The organism is Catenovulum sp. 2E275 (assembly GCF_025515275.1).
Lineage (GTDB): Bacteria > Pseudomonadota > Gammaproteobacteria > Enterobacterales > Alteromonadaceae > Catenovulum.
This window is the reverse complement of the sequence record NZ_JAOPFU010000041.1, coordinates 19093-36081: the sequence shown is the minus strand read 5'-3', so window position 1 is coordinate 36081 and position 16989 is coordinate 19093. Positions and strand designations below refer to the sequence as shown.

Annotated in this window: 17 protein-coding genes; 7 read left to right on the top strand and 10 right to left on the bottom strand. The window is 36.8% G+C overall.

Translation table 11 applies throughout. The features are described 5' to 3' along the window. The first annotated feature begins 103 nt into the window (after positions 1–103). Entirely contained in the window at positions 104–1156 is a 1053-nt protein-coding gene (locus N7931_RS15765; protein WP_262795311.1) for an aldo/keto reductase, read from the top strand. Positions 1157–1240: 84 nt separating this feature from the next. Beyond that, positions 1241–1777 (top strand): DUF924 family protein, encoded by a 537-nt coding sequence (locus tag N7931_RS15760; RefSeq protein WP_262795310.1) that lies wholly within the window; start codon positions 1241–1243, stop codon positions 1775–1777. A 132-nt stretch (positions 1778–1909) separates the two neighbouring features. On the opposite strand, the gene N7931_RS15755 is transcribed toward N7931_RS15760, so the two are convergent. Further along, positions 1910–3880, bottom strand: a complete 1971-nt coding sequence (locus N7931_RS15755) for a hypothetical protein (RefSeq protein WP_262795309.1) — start codon at positions 3878–3880, stop codon at positions 1910–1912. Between the two features lie 339 nt (positions 3881–4219). Here N7931_RS15755 and N7931_RS15750 point away from each other — a divergent pair, with 339 nt between their 5' ends. Then, a complete protein-coding gene (locus N7931_RS15750) occupies positions 4220–4558 on the top strand; it encodes an RNA-binding S4 domain-containing protein (RefSeq protein WP_262795308.1) in 339 nt (112 codons plus the stop codon). Here the strand turns inward: N7931_RS15750 and N7931_RS15745 are convergent. Continuing rightward, a complete protein-coding gene (locus N7931_RS15745; RefSeq protein WP_262795312.1) occupies positions 4545–5483 on the bottom strand; it encodes a LysR family transcriptional regulator in 939 nt (312 codons plus the stop codon). The genes N7931_RS15750 and N7931_RS15745 overlap by 14 nt on opposite strands. A gap of 103 nt (positions 5484–5586) precedes the next feature. Between N7931_RS15745 and N7931_RS15740 the strand changes: the two genes are divergently transcribed. Both N7931_RS15740 and N7931_RS15735 read left to right on the top strand, forming a co-directional pair. Continuing rightward, positions 5587–6624, top strand: coding sequence for a zinc-binding alcohol dehydrogenase family protein (locus tag N7931_RS15740; protein ID WP_262795307.1), 1038 nt, complete (start codon positions 5587–5589; stop codon positions 6622–6624). Positions 6625–6636: 12 nt separating this feature from the next. Then, complete coding sequence (locus N7931_RS15735; protein ID WP_262795306.1) at positions 6637–7638, top strand: zinc-dependent alcohol dehydrogenase family protein; 1002 nt, start codon at positions 6637–6639, stop codon at positions 7636–7638. A 48-nt stretch (positions 7639–7686) separates the two neighbouring features. On the opposite strand, the gene N7931_RS15730 is transcribed toward N7931_RS15735, so the two are convergent. From N7931_RS15730 to N7931_RS15720, 3 genes are all read right to left on the bottom strand, one after another. Continuing rightward, a complete protein-coding gene (locus tag N7931_RS15730; RefSeq protein ID WP_262795305.1) occupies positions 7687–8328 on the bottom strand; it encodes a hypothetical protein in 642 nt (213 codons plus the stop codon). Between the two features lie 127 nt (positions 8329–8455). After that, positions 8456–8941, bottom strand: coding sequence for a tRNA (uridine(34)/cytosine(34)/5-carboxymethylaminomethyluridine(34)-2'-O)-methyltransferase TrmL (gene trmL, locus N7931_RS15725; RefSeq protein ID WP_262795304.1), 486 nt, complete (start codon positions 8939–8941; stop codon positions 8456–8458). A gap of 251 nt (positions 8942–9192) precedes the next feature. Then, entirely contained in the window at positions 9193–10683 is a 1491-nt protein-coding gene (locus N7931_RS15720; RefSeq protein WP_262795303.1) for a UxaA family hydrolase, read from the bottom strand. 202 nt (positions 10684–10885) lie between these two features. On the opposite strand from N7931_RS15720, the gene rhlP reads away from it, so the two are divergent. Next, positions 10886–11758 carry a rhombotarget lipoprotein gene (gene rhlP / locus N7931_RS15715; protein ID WP_262795302.1) on the top strand — a complete coding sequence of 291 codons (873 nt, stop codon included), beginning with the start codon at positions 10886–10888 and terminating at the stop codon, positions 11756–11758. 100 nt (positions 11759–11858) lie between these two features. Here rhlP and N7931_RS15710 read toward each other — a convergent pair whose 3' ends face one another. The 3 genes from N7931_RS15710 to N7931_RS15700 are packed head-to-tail and all read right to left on the bottom strand — an operon-like array spanning position 11859 to position 13668. Then, positions 11859–12395: a CC0125/CC1285 family lipoprotein gene (locus N7931_RS15710; RefSeq protein ID WP_262795301.1), complete on the bottom strand. Its 537-nt coding sequence runs from the start codon at positions 12393–12395 to the stop codon at positions 11859–11861. A gap of 8 nt (positions 12396–12403) precedes the next feature. After that, positions 12404–13177, bottom strand: coding sequence for an anti-sigma factor family protein (locus N7931_RS15705; RefSeq protein WP_262795300.1), 774 nt, complete (start codon positions 13175–13177; stop codon positions 12404–12406). Further along, positions 13174–13668: an RNA polymerase sigma factor gene (locus N7931_RS15700; protein ID WP_262795299.1), complete on the bottom strand. Its 495-nt coding sequence runs from the start codon at positions 13666–13668 to the stop codon at positions 13174–13176. Before N7931_RS15700 ends, N7931_RS15705 begins: the two co-directional genes overlap by 4 nt. A 153-nt stretch (positions 13669–13821) precedes the next feature. On the opposite strand from N7931_RS15700, the gene N7931_RS15695 reads away from it, so the two are divergent. Continuing rightward, positions 13822–15189 (top strand): S8 family serine peptidase, encoded by a 1368-nt coding sequence (locus tag N7931_RS15695; RefSeq protein ID WP_262795298.1) that lies wholly within the window; start codon positions 13822–13824, stop codon positions 15187–15189. Here N7931_RS15695 and N7931_RS15690 read toward each other — a convergent pair. Then, entirely contained in the window at positions 15173–16099 is a 927-nt protein-coding gene (locus N7931_RS15690) for a hypothetical protein (RefSeq protein WP_262795297.1), read from the bottom strand. The genes N7931_RS15695 and N7931_RS15690 overlap by 17 nt on opposite strands. 70 nt (positions 16100–16169) lie before the next feature. Further along, positions 16170–16976, bottom strand: a complete 807-nt coding sequence (locus tag N7931_RS15685) for a hypothetical protein (RefSeq protein ID WP_262795296.1) — start codon at positions 16974–16976, stop codon at positions 16170–16172. Between the last annotated feature and the right edge of the window lie 13 nt (positions 16977–16989).

The following is a 16989-nucleotide window of genomic DNA, read 5'->3' as shown; positions in this document are numbered from 1 at the left end:
GTTCGGCCGCAAAACAACTGTCCACCGACAGAGCTAATCTGGTAAGGTTAGCAAAACGTTTAGGTATTCAAATTAAAAAGCAGTTAATTTAAAAGGTAATCGCATGAAATTTAAAACTCTCGGTGCAAGCGGTTTATCCGTTTCAGAAATCTGTTTAGGGACTATGACTTGGGGCAATCAAAATACCCAGCAAGAGGCCAACGAACAAATTGAATATGCATTAGATCAAAACATTAATTTTATTGATACCGCTGAAATGTACCCTGTGCCACCAAGTGAAAAAACCTATGGCGGCACAGAAACCATTATCGGTAACTGGTTAAAAGATAATACCCACCGACGCGAAGACTTTATCCTAGCCAGCAAAATAGCCGGTAATGGCCTACCTTATGTCAGAAATGGCGGCGATATTACCGGCCAAACTGTAACAGAGGCAATTGATGCTTCGCTCAAACGTTTGCAAACCGATTATATTGATTTATACCAACTGCACTGGCCAAACCGCACCTCTCCACATTTTGGCAAACATCACCCTAACTTTATTTCGTTTAGCGATGTAAATGCAGAAGAGCATACCGCAGGCATGTTAGATATTTTACAGGCCATAGATAACGCCATAAAACAAGGTAAGATCCGTCATTTTGGTTTATCTGACGATACCCCGTGGGGCATTAATCAATATATTAAATTAAGTGAAGAACATAACCTCGCCAGAGTGACCTCAATTCAAAATGAATTTAACCTGCTACATACCAAAGACTGGCCTTATTTAATTGAAAACTGTGTCCACCAAAATGTTGCTTATTTGCCGTGGTCGCCGCTTGCCGGAGGGGTTTTATCAGGCAAATATTTAAACGGTGCCCGCCCTGCCGGGAGCCGCTGGTGTCATGCTCAGCGTAATGGATTATTCCGCGATACCGAATGCACTCATCAAGCGGTAAGCCGTTATATGCAAATCGCCAAAGAATTTAATATCACCTCAAGTCAGCTCGCTTTAGCTTGGTGCAAACAAGTTGATGGCGTTACTTCAACTATTATTGGCGCAACCTCAATGGCACAATTAAAAGAGGATATTGCCGCGTTTGAAATTGAGTTATCAGAAGAGGCATTAACTCAAGTTTCTGATGTATTAAGAGATTTTCCAGCACCATTTTAAGTCAATAATCACATTATGAATAAGCAGACTGCCGTTTTAACAGTCTGCTTATTCGTTATCCAATAAACCCCGGCAGGTAGAAAAATGTATCAGCAAGTCATTGATTTTTGGTTTAATCAATTAACCCTTAAAGACTGGTTTACTAAAAGTTTAGAACTGGATCAGCAAATCTCAACCCAATTTGAAGCTTTGCATAAACAAGCGGCACAAGGTGAATTATATTTATGGCGAAATTCTGCTTTGGGTTCATTAGCCGAAATTATTTTATTGGATCAGTTTTCACGCAATATGTACCGCGATACACCTGCAGCATTTGCATTTGATAATGTCGCCCTAATCTTAGCGCAGGAAGCAATTCAAAAAGGGTTTGATAAACGATTATCTCAAACCGAGTGTGCATTTTTATATATGCCATTTATGCACAGCGAATCTAAACTAATCCACCAGCAAGCGCTTAAATTATTTACTGAGCTGGGCAATCAATACAATTTAGATTTTGAGATTCAACACAAAAAAATTATTGATAGATTTGGCCGCTATCCACACAGAAACAAAATTTTAGGGCGGGAATCGAGCCAAGCTGAACTTGAATTTTTAAAACAACCTAATTCGAGTTTTTAGCAATTAAATGGCCGATTTAAGATAAAAAAAACCGCTGGATGATTTCTCATGCAGCGGCAACATAGGGAGATACAACAAAGGTTTTACTTAACACACAACCTAATAGACTGGGGTTAAATAAATAAGTTCAAATTAATTTGATTTATTTTCTCTGTTTTTTTCTCCACTTTTTTCTTCATTTGAATTATTGCTATTATCAGCTTGGTTATTTGCTCTGCTTTCGTTTTGCTCAAGCGCTTCCTGCTGACGTAAATAGCCTGCGGCTTCTTCGGTTAATTTTTCCTGTTGCGCCGGATTCACTTCATTAAACTGGACACGGGATTGCTGATTAACCTGATAAATAGTTTCTGCATTTTTTAAATCACCCTCATTTTGAATCGAGGCAATCGCTTCACGGTTTTTCAAGAAACCCTTAATTTCATCAATAATGGTATTTAGCTCTCCGCTATTTTTAGTTAGCTCTAAAATATAACGAGGCATTTCAAGGTTTTGAGTACCGGAAGTTGCAAAGGTACTGGTTCTAATCCGGCTGCTTAAAATCCACGGTGTAATTGAACTACGCACCACAACGTTTTCAGAGCGGGTCGAGTCGTGAATCGACATACCGGTCGAGATTTTACTTTCGGTGTAAGTCCCTTCGGTTTTCATCCACATTAACAAACTACTAAAGTGGATTTCTGCCCAAAATAAGCGACTCCCATTAGCCAAAATTTTACCGGCCGCCGAAACAGCCTGCCAGCTAAATAAAGTCACTAAAAATGAAGCAAGCAAATCACTTAGCTGATAAAAAATGGTACCGACAGTTTCATCATTCGCATATTCCAGTTTAGGCAATAACTCTTGGGCAGATGCATATAAATCATAACCTGTGCCAAATAATCTAATCACCAATAAAGCGGCGATCACCACTAAAACCTGCGCTGCAATGCTGGCCAGTAAACGAGTTGTTTTAAAACTTTTTGAGTAATTAATGTCAGCTAATTCTGGTTGAGTTTCAATTAATAACTTACCTTTAAAGCTGCCTTTACCCTGACTTTGTTCCTGTAATTTAGGGTCAAAATCTTGATAAACCCGATTCGGTATTTCTTTATAACGGCGGTTTGCCAATACAATATTTTCAATATTGATAAAAATTTCGTTAGGGTGAACCGACTCTTGTAAGTTTTCACGATACTCAGAGACTTCAGTAACTGGAGTGACTAATTTAAATCTTTCTTTTAATAAAATAGCTGAGATCCCAATAACCCCACCACTTAATAATAAAAACAAAATCAGGTTAAACCAGGCGCTAAAAGCAGCCGCACCATCAAATAAAGCGGTAATATCCTGTAAGTTACGCGGATCAATTTGACTAAATAGATAACCAATCGCCACCGGTACTAAAATCGCAATCGTAATTAATTTAGCTAAACTAGCTGCCCCTTTGGCATGTAAGCTTCGGTTTTTATAATTAGTTAACGAGTTTGCCGTTGAGCGCCACAAGACCGTTAAATAAATTAATAATAATAAAGATAAAATGGGCACTATATATTGGCCACTTTGCCCAACCAAACCAGATAAAGAAATAAAATAGGCAATGGCAAAAGCAATTAACGCAGTAAATGAGGATAAAACTAATCCACCGAGCTCTTGCACAAAATTTCGCATTGGATAAGGCAAAAATACGAGTTTAGGTAACACCGAATGGATTAATCTTGAAACCCAACCAATTGGCTCAACAAATGTGGTGTTTTTGCGGCCCATTAACATCGACTCTAGCTCTTCGTTATCATAAGCGGTTGAGTTTTTTTCAGCTTGAGCGTTTTCTTTTTCGCTTGGATTAAAATTATAAGCCAGAGACGTTGGCACGGAACGACCAACAAAATATTTAAATAGCTGGAATAAACCAATGCCTAAATGTCTAAAACCCCAAGTTAATAAAATTAAACCCAACGCAGCATTTAGCCAAGCTTTAACCATATCAACCTGTAAAGCTTCCGCCACGTCGAGCAGTGGGAATATCCCCATAATACAAATTGCCAAACCAGCGATGGTTTTTATCAAGCCCTCGGTTTTAAAAGGGTTTTTAATGCCTAAGGTATTGGCACCAAAATCATAAGCCATAAACTAATCCTTATTATAATTCAGTGGTTTATTTTATTTTAACGATAAAAAATGCAAAAAGCCCAGCAGTTTTTAACAGTCAAAAATTTATTTTAAATTAACAGCTTAGTTGCGGAGGTAAATAGGAATATAATAAATGGGCAAAAAAAAACCGCTGAATGAAAATTTCAAACAGCGGCACAAGGGAGATACAACAAGGATAACATTTAACACACTTACCTAAACTACTTAAAGCTTCACTTTAAGCAACCTAAGTAAAATATAAGACTCAGGGCTTTGCATTAAGTTCAAAGCAATTTAAAATATTTTTCTTTTTTCTTAATAAATTTAAAGCCGTATATGAATATTATTGTAATTAAGCAGCAACCTATTGAATTATATAAATTATTAAAATTAGAAGCGCTGGTATACGGTGGCGGTGAAGCCAAAATGGTGATTGCTGACGGTTTAGTCAAATTAAATGGCCGTACCGAAACTCAAAAAAGAAAAAAAATCTTAGCTGGCGATATAATTGAGTTTAATGGCGAATCTTTTCAGGTTGAACTAGCGCCCGATACTGAATTAACGGCTGATGATTTAGCGGAAGTAGAACGGATAAAACAACTTCGTCAAATTGAACCGGCAGAACCTACCACTCAAACGGCTAAAAAACCTAAACGCCGCCCTATTCAATTTTAAAGTCTGGATTCATAAACCCGGCATCAATTAATTGTTTAAATACCGCTTTAGTTTTCAGTTGTAACATATCCCTTAATAATCTAACGGCTGGTGTAATTGTCTGCTTAGAAGGGCAAATCAGCCATAATTCTGTCATTCTGGATGTAAATTCAGGTATTATAGGAACCACTTGACCGTTTAGTAGATCTTGAGACATATCTAAGTAAGATTTCACCGCAACACCTTTACCAGCAACGCACCAACGTCGAACTAAATCGCCATCATTAGAAGCGCGATTACCGCTCATTTTTATTTTAAATTCTTCCTGATTTTTTCTAAAAGTCCAAATGTTATGGGTCACATCATGCAATTGATAAAACAATCCATTATGCGATACTAGATCTTGCGGATGAAGAGGTTTCTGATGATGAGCCAAATAGTTTGGTGATGCACACAACACACCTGGGACATTACAAATTTTAAAGCCATATAAAGCTGCATCTTGTACAAAGCCATATCGAAGCGCTAAATCGATAGAATCCCTATAAAAATCAACATTACTATCACTAATATTTACTTTAAGGCTAATTTTAGGATACAGCTCAATAAACTCATCTAACCAAGGTAATACTAAATTGCGACCTAAATCAGACGATAACGATAGCCTAATTTCACCTTCAATGCTTTCTGCATCTGTTTGAATATTTTGCTTTGCTAGGTCAAGTAAATTCAATGCTTGCCCGCATTGAGAAACATAGCGCTCTCCAGCTACAGATAAACGTAAACGCCTAGTTGAGCGTATAAATAAATCAATCCCAAGAGACTTTTCTACTCGTTTAACGGCTGCGCTAGCTGTTGCGGCACTCATCTCCAAACTAGTTGCGGCTAGAGTAATACTCTTAAATTCAGCAACTTTTAAAACAACCTGTAGATCCTGTATTTGCACAATATTCTCAATATTTTTTTGATAATAATTCAAAAATTAGCCTATTTATTAACCATAAAGCAAGCTTTATAGTATTGAAACTATTAAACAGGAGCGTAATAAAATGAAAGCAATCGGCTACCAACAAGCACACCAACTAAATGATTCAATATCTTTCACAGATATAGAAATAGCTCAACCTGTTGCAACAGGGCATGACTTATTAGTTAAAGTGGCTGCGATTTCCGTCAACCCGGTTGATTTTAAAATTCGCCAAAATGTCAGTGTAAACGATTCGCTTAATACAAACACAAATCAATATAAGGTATTAGGCTGGGACGCCGTTGGCGAGGTTGTTGCAACCGGTGACTCAGTGAAAAATTTTCAACTGGGAGATTTTGTTTATTATGCAGGAGATTTAACTCGACAAGGCAGCAATGCAGAGTATCAGTTAGTTGATGAGCGCATTGTAGGTTATAAACCTAAAAGTTTATCTAATGCGCAAGCTGCCGCCCTACCACTAACCAGCATTACCGCTTGGGAATTATTGTTTAAACATTTAAAAATTAATACCAAAACGCAAAATATAGACTCAAAAGAAATCATTTTAGTTACCGGTGCGGCAGGTGGTGTCGGCTCTATATTTATTCAACTTGCTAAACAATTAACTCATGCAACAATTATTGCCACAGCTTCAAGAGAAGCATCTCGCCAGTGGGTTGCAGAGCTGGGTGCGGATTATATAATTGATCACACCAAACCGCTTGCCCCCCAGGTTTCGCAGTTAAACCTTGGTAACATTACTCATATTGCGAGTTTAAACGGCACTCAAGCATTATTAGATGACTTTGTAGAGCTGCTTGTCCCATTTGGCAAACTTGCCTTAATTGACGATCCTGAGTCGCTTGATGTAAAAAAATTAAAACCTAAAAGTATTTCACTTCACTGGGAATTTATGTTTACCCGATCTATGTTTCAAACTGAGGATATGATTGAGCAAAATTATTTATTAAATCAGGTTGCAGAGTTAATTGATCAAAACAAAATTAAAACAACGCTTGGGCAAAACTTAGGGAAAATTAATGCAAAAAATTTGATTCAAGCACACGCTATTTTAGAAAACGGTCATACTATTGGAAAAATAGTACTGGAAGGCTTTTAGAGGAGTTAAAAAATGAAACAATACCAAATTAAACCAAGACAAGATGCAATTGAACTTGTTGATTTTACACCCCAAACACTCGCAGCCGATGAAATTAGAGTTGAGTTAAAAGCCGCATCCATTAATTACCGAGATTTAGTAACCCGACAAGTTACAAAACAATCAGTTGTACCCTTTTCAGATGGCTCAGGAAAAGTAATTGAAGTTGGAGCAAATGTCAGTGATTTTAAAGTTGGCGATAAAGTGATAGGTTTGTTTTTTCCAGATTGGATGGATGGCTCACTTAATGCCAAATTGTTTAGTAATTCACGTGGAGCTGGTAATTGTGATGGTATGTTAAGCCAGCAAATAACCGGGAACGCAGACGGCTTTATTAAATTTCCGGAGTATTTAAATTATCAACAAGCATCTACTTTACCCTGTGCCGGAGTGACAGCTTGGCACGCGCTGTTTGAAATCCCTCAACCTACTAAAAAAGGCCAAACGGTTTTAATTCAGGGAACTGGCGGTGTATCGGTTTTTGCCATTCAATTAGCAGCTGCATTTGGCTTAAACAGCATTGTTATCTCAAGCTCGGATGAAAAGCTAGAGCAAGCAAAAGCGCTTGGCGCGACTCATACAATAAACTATGTTGAAACCCCAGATTGGGATCAAGCCGCTTTAGCTATCACCAATGGCATTGGCGTTGACATTGTACTAGAAGTGGGTGGCGCAGGCACATTAGAAAAATCGCTCAATGCCTTAAAAGTGAATGGGGTTATTAGCCTAATCGGCATTTTAACCGGTATAGAAGGCAAAATTAACCCTTTCCCAATTTTAACTAAAAGCTTGCGAGTATTTGGTATTTATGTTGCCAGTAAAGCGATGCAAAGTCGTTTTCATCAAGCTTTAACTGAGCACCAGATTATACCTGTCATCAGTAAAACGTTTGAGTTTGAACAAGCTGACGACGCCTATCTGTATCAGAAATCGGCTAAACATTTTGGGAAAATTGTAATTACAAATAACCCTTAACGTTGTCGGTAGTTTTTAACAGGGATGATTAGAATTCAATCAACCCCGTTAAAAACCATAAGCCAGTTCTAATCCAACTAAATTTTGCGAATAATCCTGATTAAAATGCAAACTTCTATGGCGGAAACTTAAATTAATACCCCAGTTAACTTGGCTATAACCAAACCCAACTGCACCGGTATAATCTATTTCATAATCACCATTACTACGGCGAGCATGGGATGAATCAACATCTAATATCTCACCAAAAATCAAACGCCCAGAGTCAATACCACCCTCAACAAACAAATGAAACTGATTAGTCAGCGGTATATTCATTCTAACTGCGGTTTCAAATGCAAAATAATCATCGTATTCAGAGCCATCCCAATATTGAAATGGCTCATCTGTTTGCCCATATACCAAACGATTAATAAACAGCAGGTTTAAATCATTAATTTGATTAAAATCGCTAAATAAAGGAACGGCTAAACTCAAATCATAAAAAGTGGCACTTTCAGCCGCCTGAGCAGAAATACTAGCAACCCAGTTAAGCTGTGCCGGTTGATTAAGCCACGCACTTTGAGGGGTTTGTGAACGCATTTGTTTGCTAGATTGGCCAATTAGAATATTGGCATTTGCAAACGTAGCAAAAAAGCTCAAGCCAACAGCGCAAGCATAAACAGCAGGGGAAAACTTATTTTTATTCAATTGAATATCCTTTTGGAAATGTCCATTCGTCTTATTTAACCTCACACTAGATAAAAGTTAGCGATGGCCTTTAAATTATTGGCTTTATCTTCTTCAATTTTCTAGTAAGAGGTTTTTGCTAATCCAATTACTTTACCGGATTAGCCGGTTTTGCATGCTCAAACCCAAGCTGACGCCAAGCCTCGTATACAAAAATAGCCACAGAGTTAGATAAATTTAAACTGCGGCTGTCCGGCATCATAGGGAGTAACACTCGGTTCTCAGGCGTGATCATACCCTCGCGGATCTCAACCGGTAGCCCCCGAGTTTCAGATCCAAACAATAGCATGTCGCCAGCCTGATATGACACATCAGAATGGTAACGAGTTCCATGCGTTGTGCAGGCATATATATTTTTAGGTTTAATCTCATCCACACAAGCCTGAAAATTTGGATAGCGTTTTACATCAGCAAACTCATGATAATCAAGCCCCGCCCGCTTAACTCTTTTATCGTCCCACTCAAAACCAAGTGGTTCAATTAAATGTAATTTAAAGCCGCTATTAGCACATAAACGAATGATATTACCTGTATTTTGCGGAATATCCGGCTGATGCAAAACAACATGAAGCATAATAATAATTACCTGAATAATGAAATTGCCGATTATTTTAATCTAACCCAAGGACAGCAACAAATTTAGATTTAAGTTTAGCAAGCGGCTTTAACTTAAATAATCAGCAAACCGTAGTTTTAGGGGGGAAAGTGGTGGGTTATTTACAAGGAGCCTGCTTAGCTGGCTCCACATAGCCTTTTAAAATCAATGATGAAACTATTTAGCCTAGAAAATTAATGCTCAAAGCCAGTTTAAGACTTTTAATCTGCCTACAAGGTGACACCTTTTTTCCAAATAGCCACTTCGCGAAATTCATTGATTTCATTTTTAACTGGCTCACCGCTGCAAGCTTTAACTAACAATTCAATAAATTGATCTAATAACTCAGGCATTGAAGTATCTTCCACTAACTTGCCAGCATTAAAATCAATCCAGTGTGGTTTTTTATTAGCAAGCTCGGTATTAGTGGCAATTTTAAGGGTTGGTACAAATCCACCATAAGGGGTTCCTCGCCCAGTGGTAAATAACACCATATTACAACCACTTGATGCCAAAGCACTGGTTGCAATAGCGTCATTACCCGGCGCGTTTAATAAGTTAAGTCCAGGGGTCGATAACCTGTCACCATAATCCAATACCGCTTGCACCGGACTTAACCCTGCCTTTTGGGTACAACCTAAAGATTTATCTTCCAAAGTAGTAATGCCACCACTTTTATTGCCCGGTGATGGGTTTTCATAAACCGGCTGATTATGATTTTTATAATACCGCTTAAAGCCATTGACCATTTCCACTAAGTCATCAAACGTCTGCTCATTTTTACAACGCGACATTAAGATAGTTTCTGCACCAAACATCTCAGGAACTTCGGTTAAAACCGTAGTGCCACCGCGGGCAATTAAATAATCAGAAAATTGACCGAGTAGTGGATTAGCAGTAATCCCAGATAAACCATCGCTTCCGCCGCACTCTAAACCAAATTTAACTTCCGATAGTCTGCCTGCTTCACGTTTATCCGCTTTCATGATTTGATAAATTTGCTCAAGCAATTCAAGTCCGGCTTCAACTTCATCTTCAACCTGCTGGCTAACTAAAAATTTAATCCGGTTTTGATCATATTCACCGAGTCCTCGGGCAAACGCTGATATTTGATTATTTTCACAACCCAAACCTAATACTAAAACACCACCAGCATTAGGGTGACGTGCCATATTTTGTAGTAAAACTTTGGTTGTTTCTAAATCATCACCCAGTTGAGAACAACCAAATTGGTGAGTAAAAACATGAATGCCATCAATTTCTAAATCAGGATGTTTCCGTAAAAAAGTTTTCACCATTTGATTAGCCATGCCATTAACACAACCAACCGTTGGCACAATCCACAGCTCATTACGGATCCCAATGTCACCATTGGCTCGACGAAAAATTTGAACTTGTGGAGAGTCGTCTGCCACTAAACTTGCCGTATTATTTTGCGGTAAAAATTGATATTCCAATTCATCATGCAAGTTGGTTTTTACATTATCAACATGCACCCAGTCTCCAGCATTGATTGCTTGTGTAGCATGACCAATCGGTGCGCCATATTTTATAATATCATCGCCCACTTGCAGGTTAGTCAGCGCTATTTTATGGCCTTTTTCAATATCCACATTTGGGGTGATTTTTATACCGTCAAATAAATAAGTTTGTGCTTGCTTTAACTGCGTTAGGGCAATAGCAACATTATCTTGTTGATGTAAGCGGATAACTTGTTTCATAAACGGAATTTAGCCTTAAATTGCAAAAATAACTTTAACCAGATTATAACCGAATTTTTTTTAACTACGAACTAACCAAATCTTTACGCTATACTCAATTTTATACTGAAATAGCTTAAAACAACACTAACCGATTTCTGATTAAATATAAAAAAACAAATAAACTCAATACATTAAAAACTCTATAAAAGGAAGTTTAACCATGCGCTCATTATTTAAAGTTATAATTATCCCCTTATCCATTGTTACGTTATGCTTATCTGGGTGCGCAACCCAAACAGTACATAAAAAAAGTAGTGTGATGGAATATCTTTATCCAACATCCGAAGATACAAAAATAGTCCCCTCAATTCCCCACCTTCAGCTTCCATTGAAAGTAGGTATCGCATTTGTACCCGAAAGCAAGGGACAATCACACTCTTTCAATTTTTGGACAGGAAAAAGTTACAGCAATAACATTAGTGAAGCACAAAAATCTGACTTACTAGAAAAAGTCGCAGATAACTTTAGAACTTTAGAGTTTGTAGAGCAATTAGAAGTGATTCCATCAGAATACCTAACACCGGAGGGCAGTTTTACTAACTTAAATCAAATTAAAACCATGTATGGTATCGATGTTATAGCATTAGTATCCTACGACCAAGTTCAGTTTACCGATGAAAATGCATTATCTTTAAGCTATTGGACAATTGTTGGAGCATACCTAATCTCTGGTTCAAAAAATGATACTAACACCCTAATGGATACTGTAGTTTATGACATTAGTAGTAAAAAAATGTTGTTTCGAGCGCCGGGTTCGAGCTCTGTAAAAGGAAAATCAACCCCCATCAATTTAAATGAAGAATTACGTACCGATAGCCTTACCGGATTTGAAATTGCAGCTCAAAATATGGTTGAGAATTTAAAGTTACAGTTAGATAAATTTCAAGCATCATTAAAAGACAACCCTGAGCAAGCTAAAATCAGTCATAAGGCAGGATATACGGGGGCTGGTTCTACAGGTTATTTTGAGTTGTTTGTTTTATTTTTCATCTTTATTGGTTTACGTAGAAAGATATCTATTAACAAACAGTAAAGCCCTATTTGATAGTAAGTTGACATAAAATAATTTGTACCCGTTATGCCAACTTACTTTAATGATTCAGTTATCTAAAATGAAAATATTTAAGTCTTATTTATTCCAACTGATAACTCGATTTGATATTGGTAATTAACTCATCAGCCGGATAGCTATCTAAGTTTTCAGGTCTGACGCCTTTACCCAAATTGATTTCAATAATACTTTGAATCTCACTATCAGTATCACCAAAGTTCAGACCAATACCTACACCTGTACTTGGCCGCGAGCGAGTTTGGCAACCTAAAGCACCGCAAGATTGATATACATCGCGTCCTGCGCTAACACCTACACTTGAGCGGGGCTGAACTGATTTTTGGTCAATTAAAGTATCGCGGGATACCACAACAAACCAATCATAGCCTTGTTGTTTAGTTAATTCAGCGGCTCGCAATAAAGCAAAATCCATGACCATTAGCTTATCATCACCACGGGTTTTAAAAGATACCCGATATTTATCTGAGGTGATTTTACTTTCGCTATAGCCGTAGCCGTTTCCTTGTGCTTGTTTATATTTAGGGGCAGATGCACAACCCGCTAATATAAGGGTAAATAAAACAAGCATACTAATAGGTTTAAAAATACAATTTTTCATAATAACCTCTACTTATTCCAATTTTTATTAATTGCGTTTTTTTCATCCTGATAGCTCATAAACGCACCTTGCTGGGCCATCGCTTCTATTGTTTGCTTTAGAGAGCTACTAACTGAAGCTGTTTGATACTCTTGCTGTTGCGTTTTAGATTGGTAAAAATGAGCTAATAACTGCCATTGCTCATTTATTTTACATGCAATACTTTGTTGTGCTTGTTGCTCATTGGTAATAACAAATTGCCTGCAATAATGACCTTGCTTATCCATAAAGCTTAGTTTGCCCTGTAGTTGATTTCCAGCTAGATCAATGCTTTTGCCACTTAGTTCAAAATTTAAAAATTGTTCAACTTCCTGCCAATTTTGTTCTGCAAAGTTTTGTCCTACAACTTGATTATTAGTCCAAAATAATTGTGCCAAGCTTAAACCCGCAACTAAAGTTATGCTAGCAGCCATTGCAAACTGGGGCTTATTAAACCGTTTGATTTTTTGCCATACAGATAACTCTATTATTTTGTTAGCTTGTTGGTGCTGCATATCCTCCGGTAACTGCTCTAATAAATTTGTCAATTTTTGTGGTAAAGGTTGCTGGTTAATTTGATCATAATAATAATAAATTATCTCATCACTCGAACTTAATTCAGCTAATCTTTCTGCCAATGCTTCATCTTGCTCAATACACTGACGAATTTTATCCATTTCTCTTTCATCGAGTTCTGCGTCTAAAAATGCGGAAAGCTGCTCATCAGAGATAACTTGATGCAGTGTGTTATTAGGCTTATTCATATCCACTCCTGCGGTTTAGTTTCAAAATGAATAAATTTATGTAAGCTGGCTCTTGCTCTAGCTAAACGACTCATTACCGTTCCAATAGGAATAGCTAATGTTTCAGCAACCTCTTTGTATGACATACCTTGCAAAGCAACTAATGCAATAATAGAGCGCTGTTCATCTGGTAGTATATTCATTGCCTGATTCAATTCCTGTAAATTTACTTCAATTTCCTTATTTTCAACACATTCAACTATCTGATGCTCAGCTAATTCAGGTGATAAAGCTGCATTTTGCCTAACCTTGCGTGAGCGATATTCATCAATCCATAAATTTCGACATACTCTAAACATCCACTTTTCCAACATAATGTTTTCAGGTATGCCTTTAGCTAATATGCGTTCAACTGTGTTTTGTAACAAATCATCTGCGTCGGCCTGATTACCTGTTAGTGAATAGGCAAAACGACGGATCATTGGAATCAATCTCACTAATTCTTGTTTCATTTTGCTATGCTTACTCTTAATTATTAAGCTTTCGTATTAAGTTAACGGCTCAGCCTGAAATTTATTCCTTATTATCTGAATTTTAGTTTAGCAGGAATAAATCAACTCAAATAAACGTTATTAAATAAAGTCTTATGCAGGAATCAAATAAAAATGAATATCAAAAAAAGTAGTTTAAACTTGATAATGTATTCTTTATTAACCCTATCAACGACTACACAGGCCGGTATTTTAGATTCAACCCTTTCCAGTATTGATTCTATTTCAGATAACGTAGAACAAAATATTGAACAACAGATTCAGCCAGCTGTTGTTCAAATTGAACAACCTAAAATTATTGAGTCTATACAAGATAGACAACTCCCCAACAAAATTAGCCCGAGCATACAAAATTTACCGGCAAAACTTTCAATATTAAATAAGCAAGGACAAGCAGAATTTATTGAAGTTGAAGTTGAAAATGGCTTACGAGCGATTCAGTTTGAATGGTTAATTACTCTTTCAACTCAAGAGTTACAACAATTCAATCAACTCAAACAAAAATACGATATACAGTTACTTGAAATGCAAACTCTTAATGCGCTTGATATGACAATAATTCGTTTCAAAGTACCACCAGAGCTAGATAAAAACCAAACTTTACGAAGCTTATTTCCCAATCAAATAATTAAACAACTTGAGAGAAATTATATTTACCAGGCACAAACCCTGAACGCTTCTCCTACACCTAATGCATTAATTAGTACAAATGTAGTTAACCCTGTTTGCACACAAAAAATAAAAATAGGCATGCTAGATACACAAATTGAGTTGACCCATGATGCTTTTAAAAACGCAAAAATTAATCAAGTTAGCTTTTTACCTGATTCGATAAAGTTACCCAAAGCACACGCAACCGCTATAGCTTCATTGCTAGTTAGTCAGGATAAGCAGCTTCCAGCACTACTGCCAAATGCGACTTTATATTCAGCTGCCGTTTTCCATAACCAAACTGATTATACTCAAGGCGCTAGTTTATTTAACTTAATAAAAGGCATAAATTGGTTGGTTGAAAAAAATGTAACTGTTATTAATATGAGTTTAGCTGGCCCTAATAATACTTTGCTTGAAAAAACAATTAATAAAGTGATAGCAAAAAAAATAGACATAGTTGCAGCTGCCGGAAATGAAGGACCAACATCTGAGCCGCTTTACCCAGCAGCTTATATTGATGTGATAGCAGTTACAGCCGTCGATAGTAATAAGAAAATTTATCGCTGGGCAAACCAAGGTGCCTATATTGACTTTGCTGCGCTAGGTGTATCAGTAAAAACGGCAAGGTTAAATAAATCTCTAAGTTCATTTGGTAGTGAAAGCGGAACCTCGATCGCAACTCCGGTCATTAGTGCCTATACAGCCTGCTTTAAGCAGCAAACCTCAAATTATTTACAACGCCTAAAACAAGAAGCTGAAGATTTGGGACAAGCAGGCCATGATCCTATATTTGGATTTGGCCTAATAGGGTTTAAAAAGCAGCTTTGACCTGAATAGATGCTAAATATTCATGATAGTCAGCAGTATTCAAATTTGAATGGTAGTCCGCATATTCAAGTTTATTATGCAACGTAATATATTCATTTAAATTGATAAACCAACTCAATTCCGCACCTTGTTTTTTATCATCACGTTTTCTCCCTATCAATGGGGTTATTTCGGTGTAATCCCGGTGCCAATAACTCACTGATAGCTGTATTTTTTGGGGTAATGAAAAACGATCGAATTGGTGTGACATTTTGGTATTAATGCCTTGTTCATAGTAATTAAATTGGGTCGAATCTGCGCTTTGCTTATCAGTATGAATACTAATTGAAAAAAAGCTTTTTGCCTGATTTTCAAATAAAAAATAATCGGCAGAATAGCCTTTCCCTATAGAATTTCGGCTTGAAAAGTCATCTAGTTTTTTGTCTGTAAAATTAATAGAAAAACGCAAATAATGCTTATTATCCATTAACTTACTTAAAAATAAACTTGACTGGTTTAAATTTAAAAAATCTTCTCCTGCTAACTCAGCTTTTGATAAATAGTGTAACGCTCCTAATTTAATTACCGAAAAATCATAATTAGCTTCTGCTGATAATTGATGAATTATTAAATCAAACTCATCATACATTTTGTAATCTTTGTTTGAGTAGGTGTAACCACCTTTTACCGTTAGCTTCTGAGTTGCTTGCCAGTTAAACTTTGCTTTAGCAGCAAACTTTAAGGCTATATCGGCTTCTTCTTTTAACTGATCCAACTCTACCACAGTTAATTTACTATCATATTCAACCCCAGATTCTAAATCAAAATTAGCTTTCAAAGTTGAGTCTTTAGCATAAACAAATTGTATGCAACTGATCGCAAAGGAACAACCTAACGCAATAAGTCTATTAAATTTGAGTAACTTGTTCATATTTAACCTCAAAACGATATTTCATCTAACTCAAGTAAAGCGGCTCTTTGAGCCGCTTTTGAGTTTAACTTTATAATAAGCCGGTTTTGCTTAATGAATTTTCAAGAGAGTTATTAATTGAAGTGTCAACGCTTGATTCAATCGTATTATTTACAGTTTCATCCACAGTTGAACTTAACTGCCCACTAACACTTTGTTCTGCACTTTGCTCTGCAGATAAATCAACCGTTTGCATTACATTTTTTTCAACCGTATCTGTAATCACACTACTAACTGATTGCTGAGTTGCATTAAGAGCTGTTGAGGTATTAACAGCTTGGTTAACACTTGCATCAATTATATTCTCAACTTGGAGTTTAGTTGTTTGCCCTATAGTTGAAGCGGTAGCTAATGTCTGCTCTGTTTGTAAATTTACTGAGTCTTGAATACTGCCTTTGATTACACTTACTTGTTTAATATTGCTCCCTCCTTCTGTCGATGTTGATTGTACGGAGTCAGTTTGACCTGGGCTGGCTTCTGGATTGGTATCCGAGTTCTGCTTAAAACTGGTAAACAACCCTGAGATAGAATTGTTTCGAACCGTCGCTATATTTGTAGTTGACTCATTCTGGCCTGTAGAACCAACATTTTGTGTTAATGAGCTATTATCAGGTGTTTGCGTTTGGCCTGCATCAATCGAGTTATTGCTCTGAGTCGCAGAACTAGATTGAGTTGAGCCATTAAAATTAATCGTTGTCGTATCGGCCTGATATTGATTATTCGATGTTAGTGTCATTTGAGTATTAACATCATTATTAGCTAATGCTACAAATGTGACTAAAGAGCAAGTAGTTAACAAGAAGCCATTTTTTGTTACGTTAAAAATTCTGTTTTTCATTTTGGTACCCTCT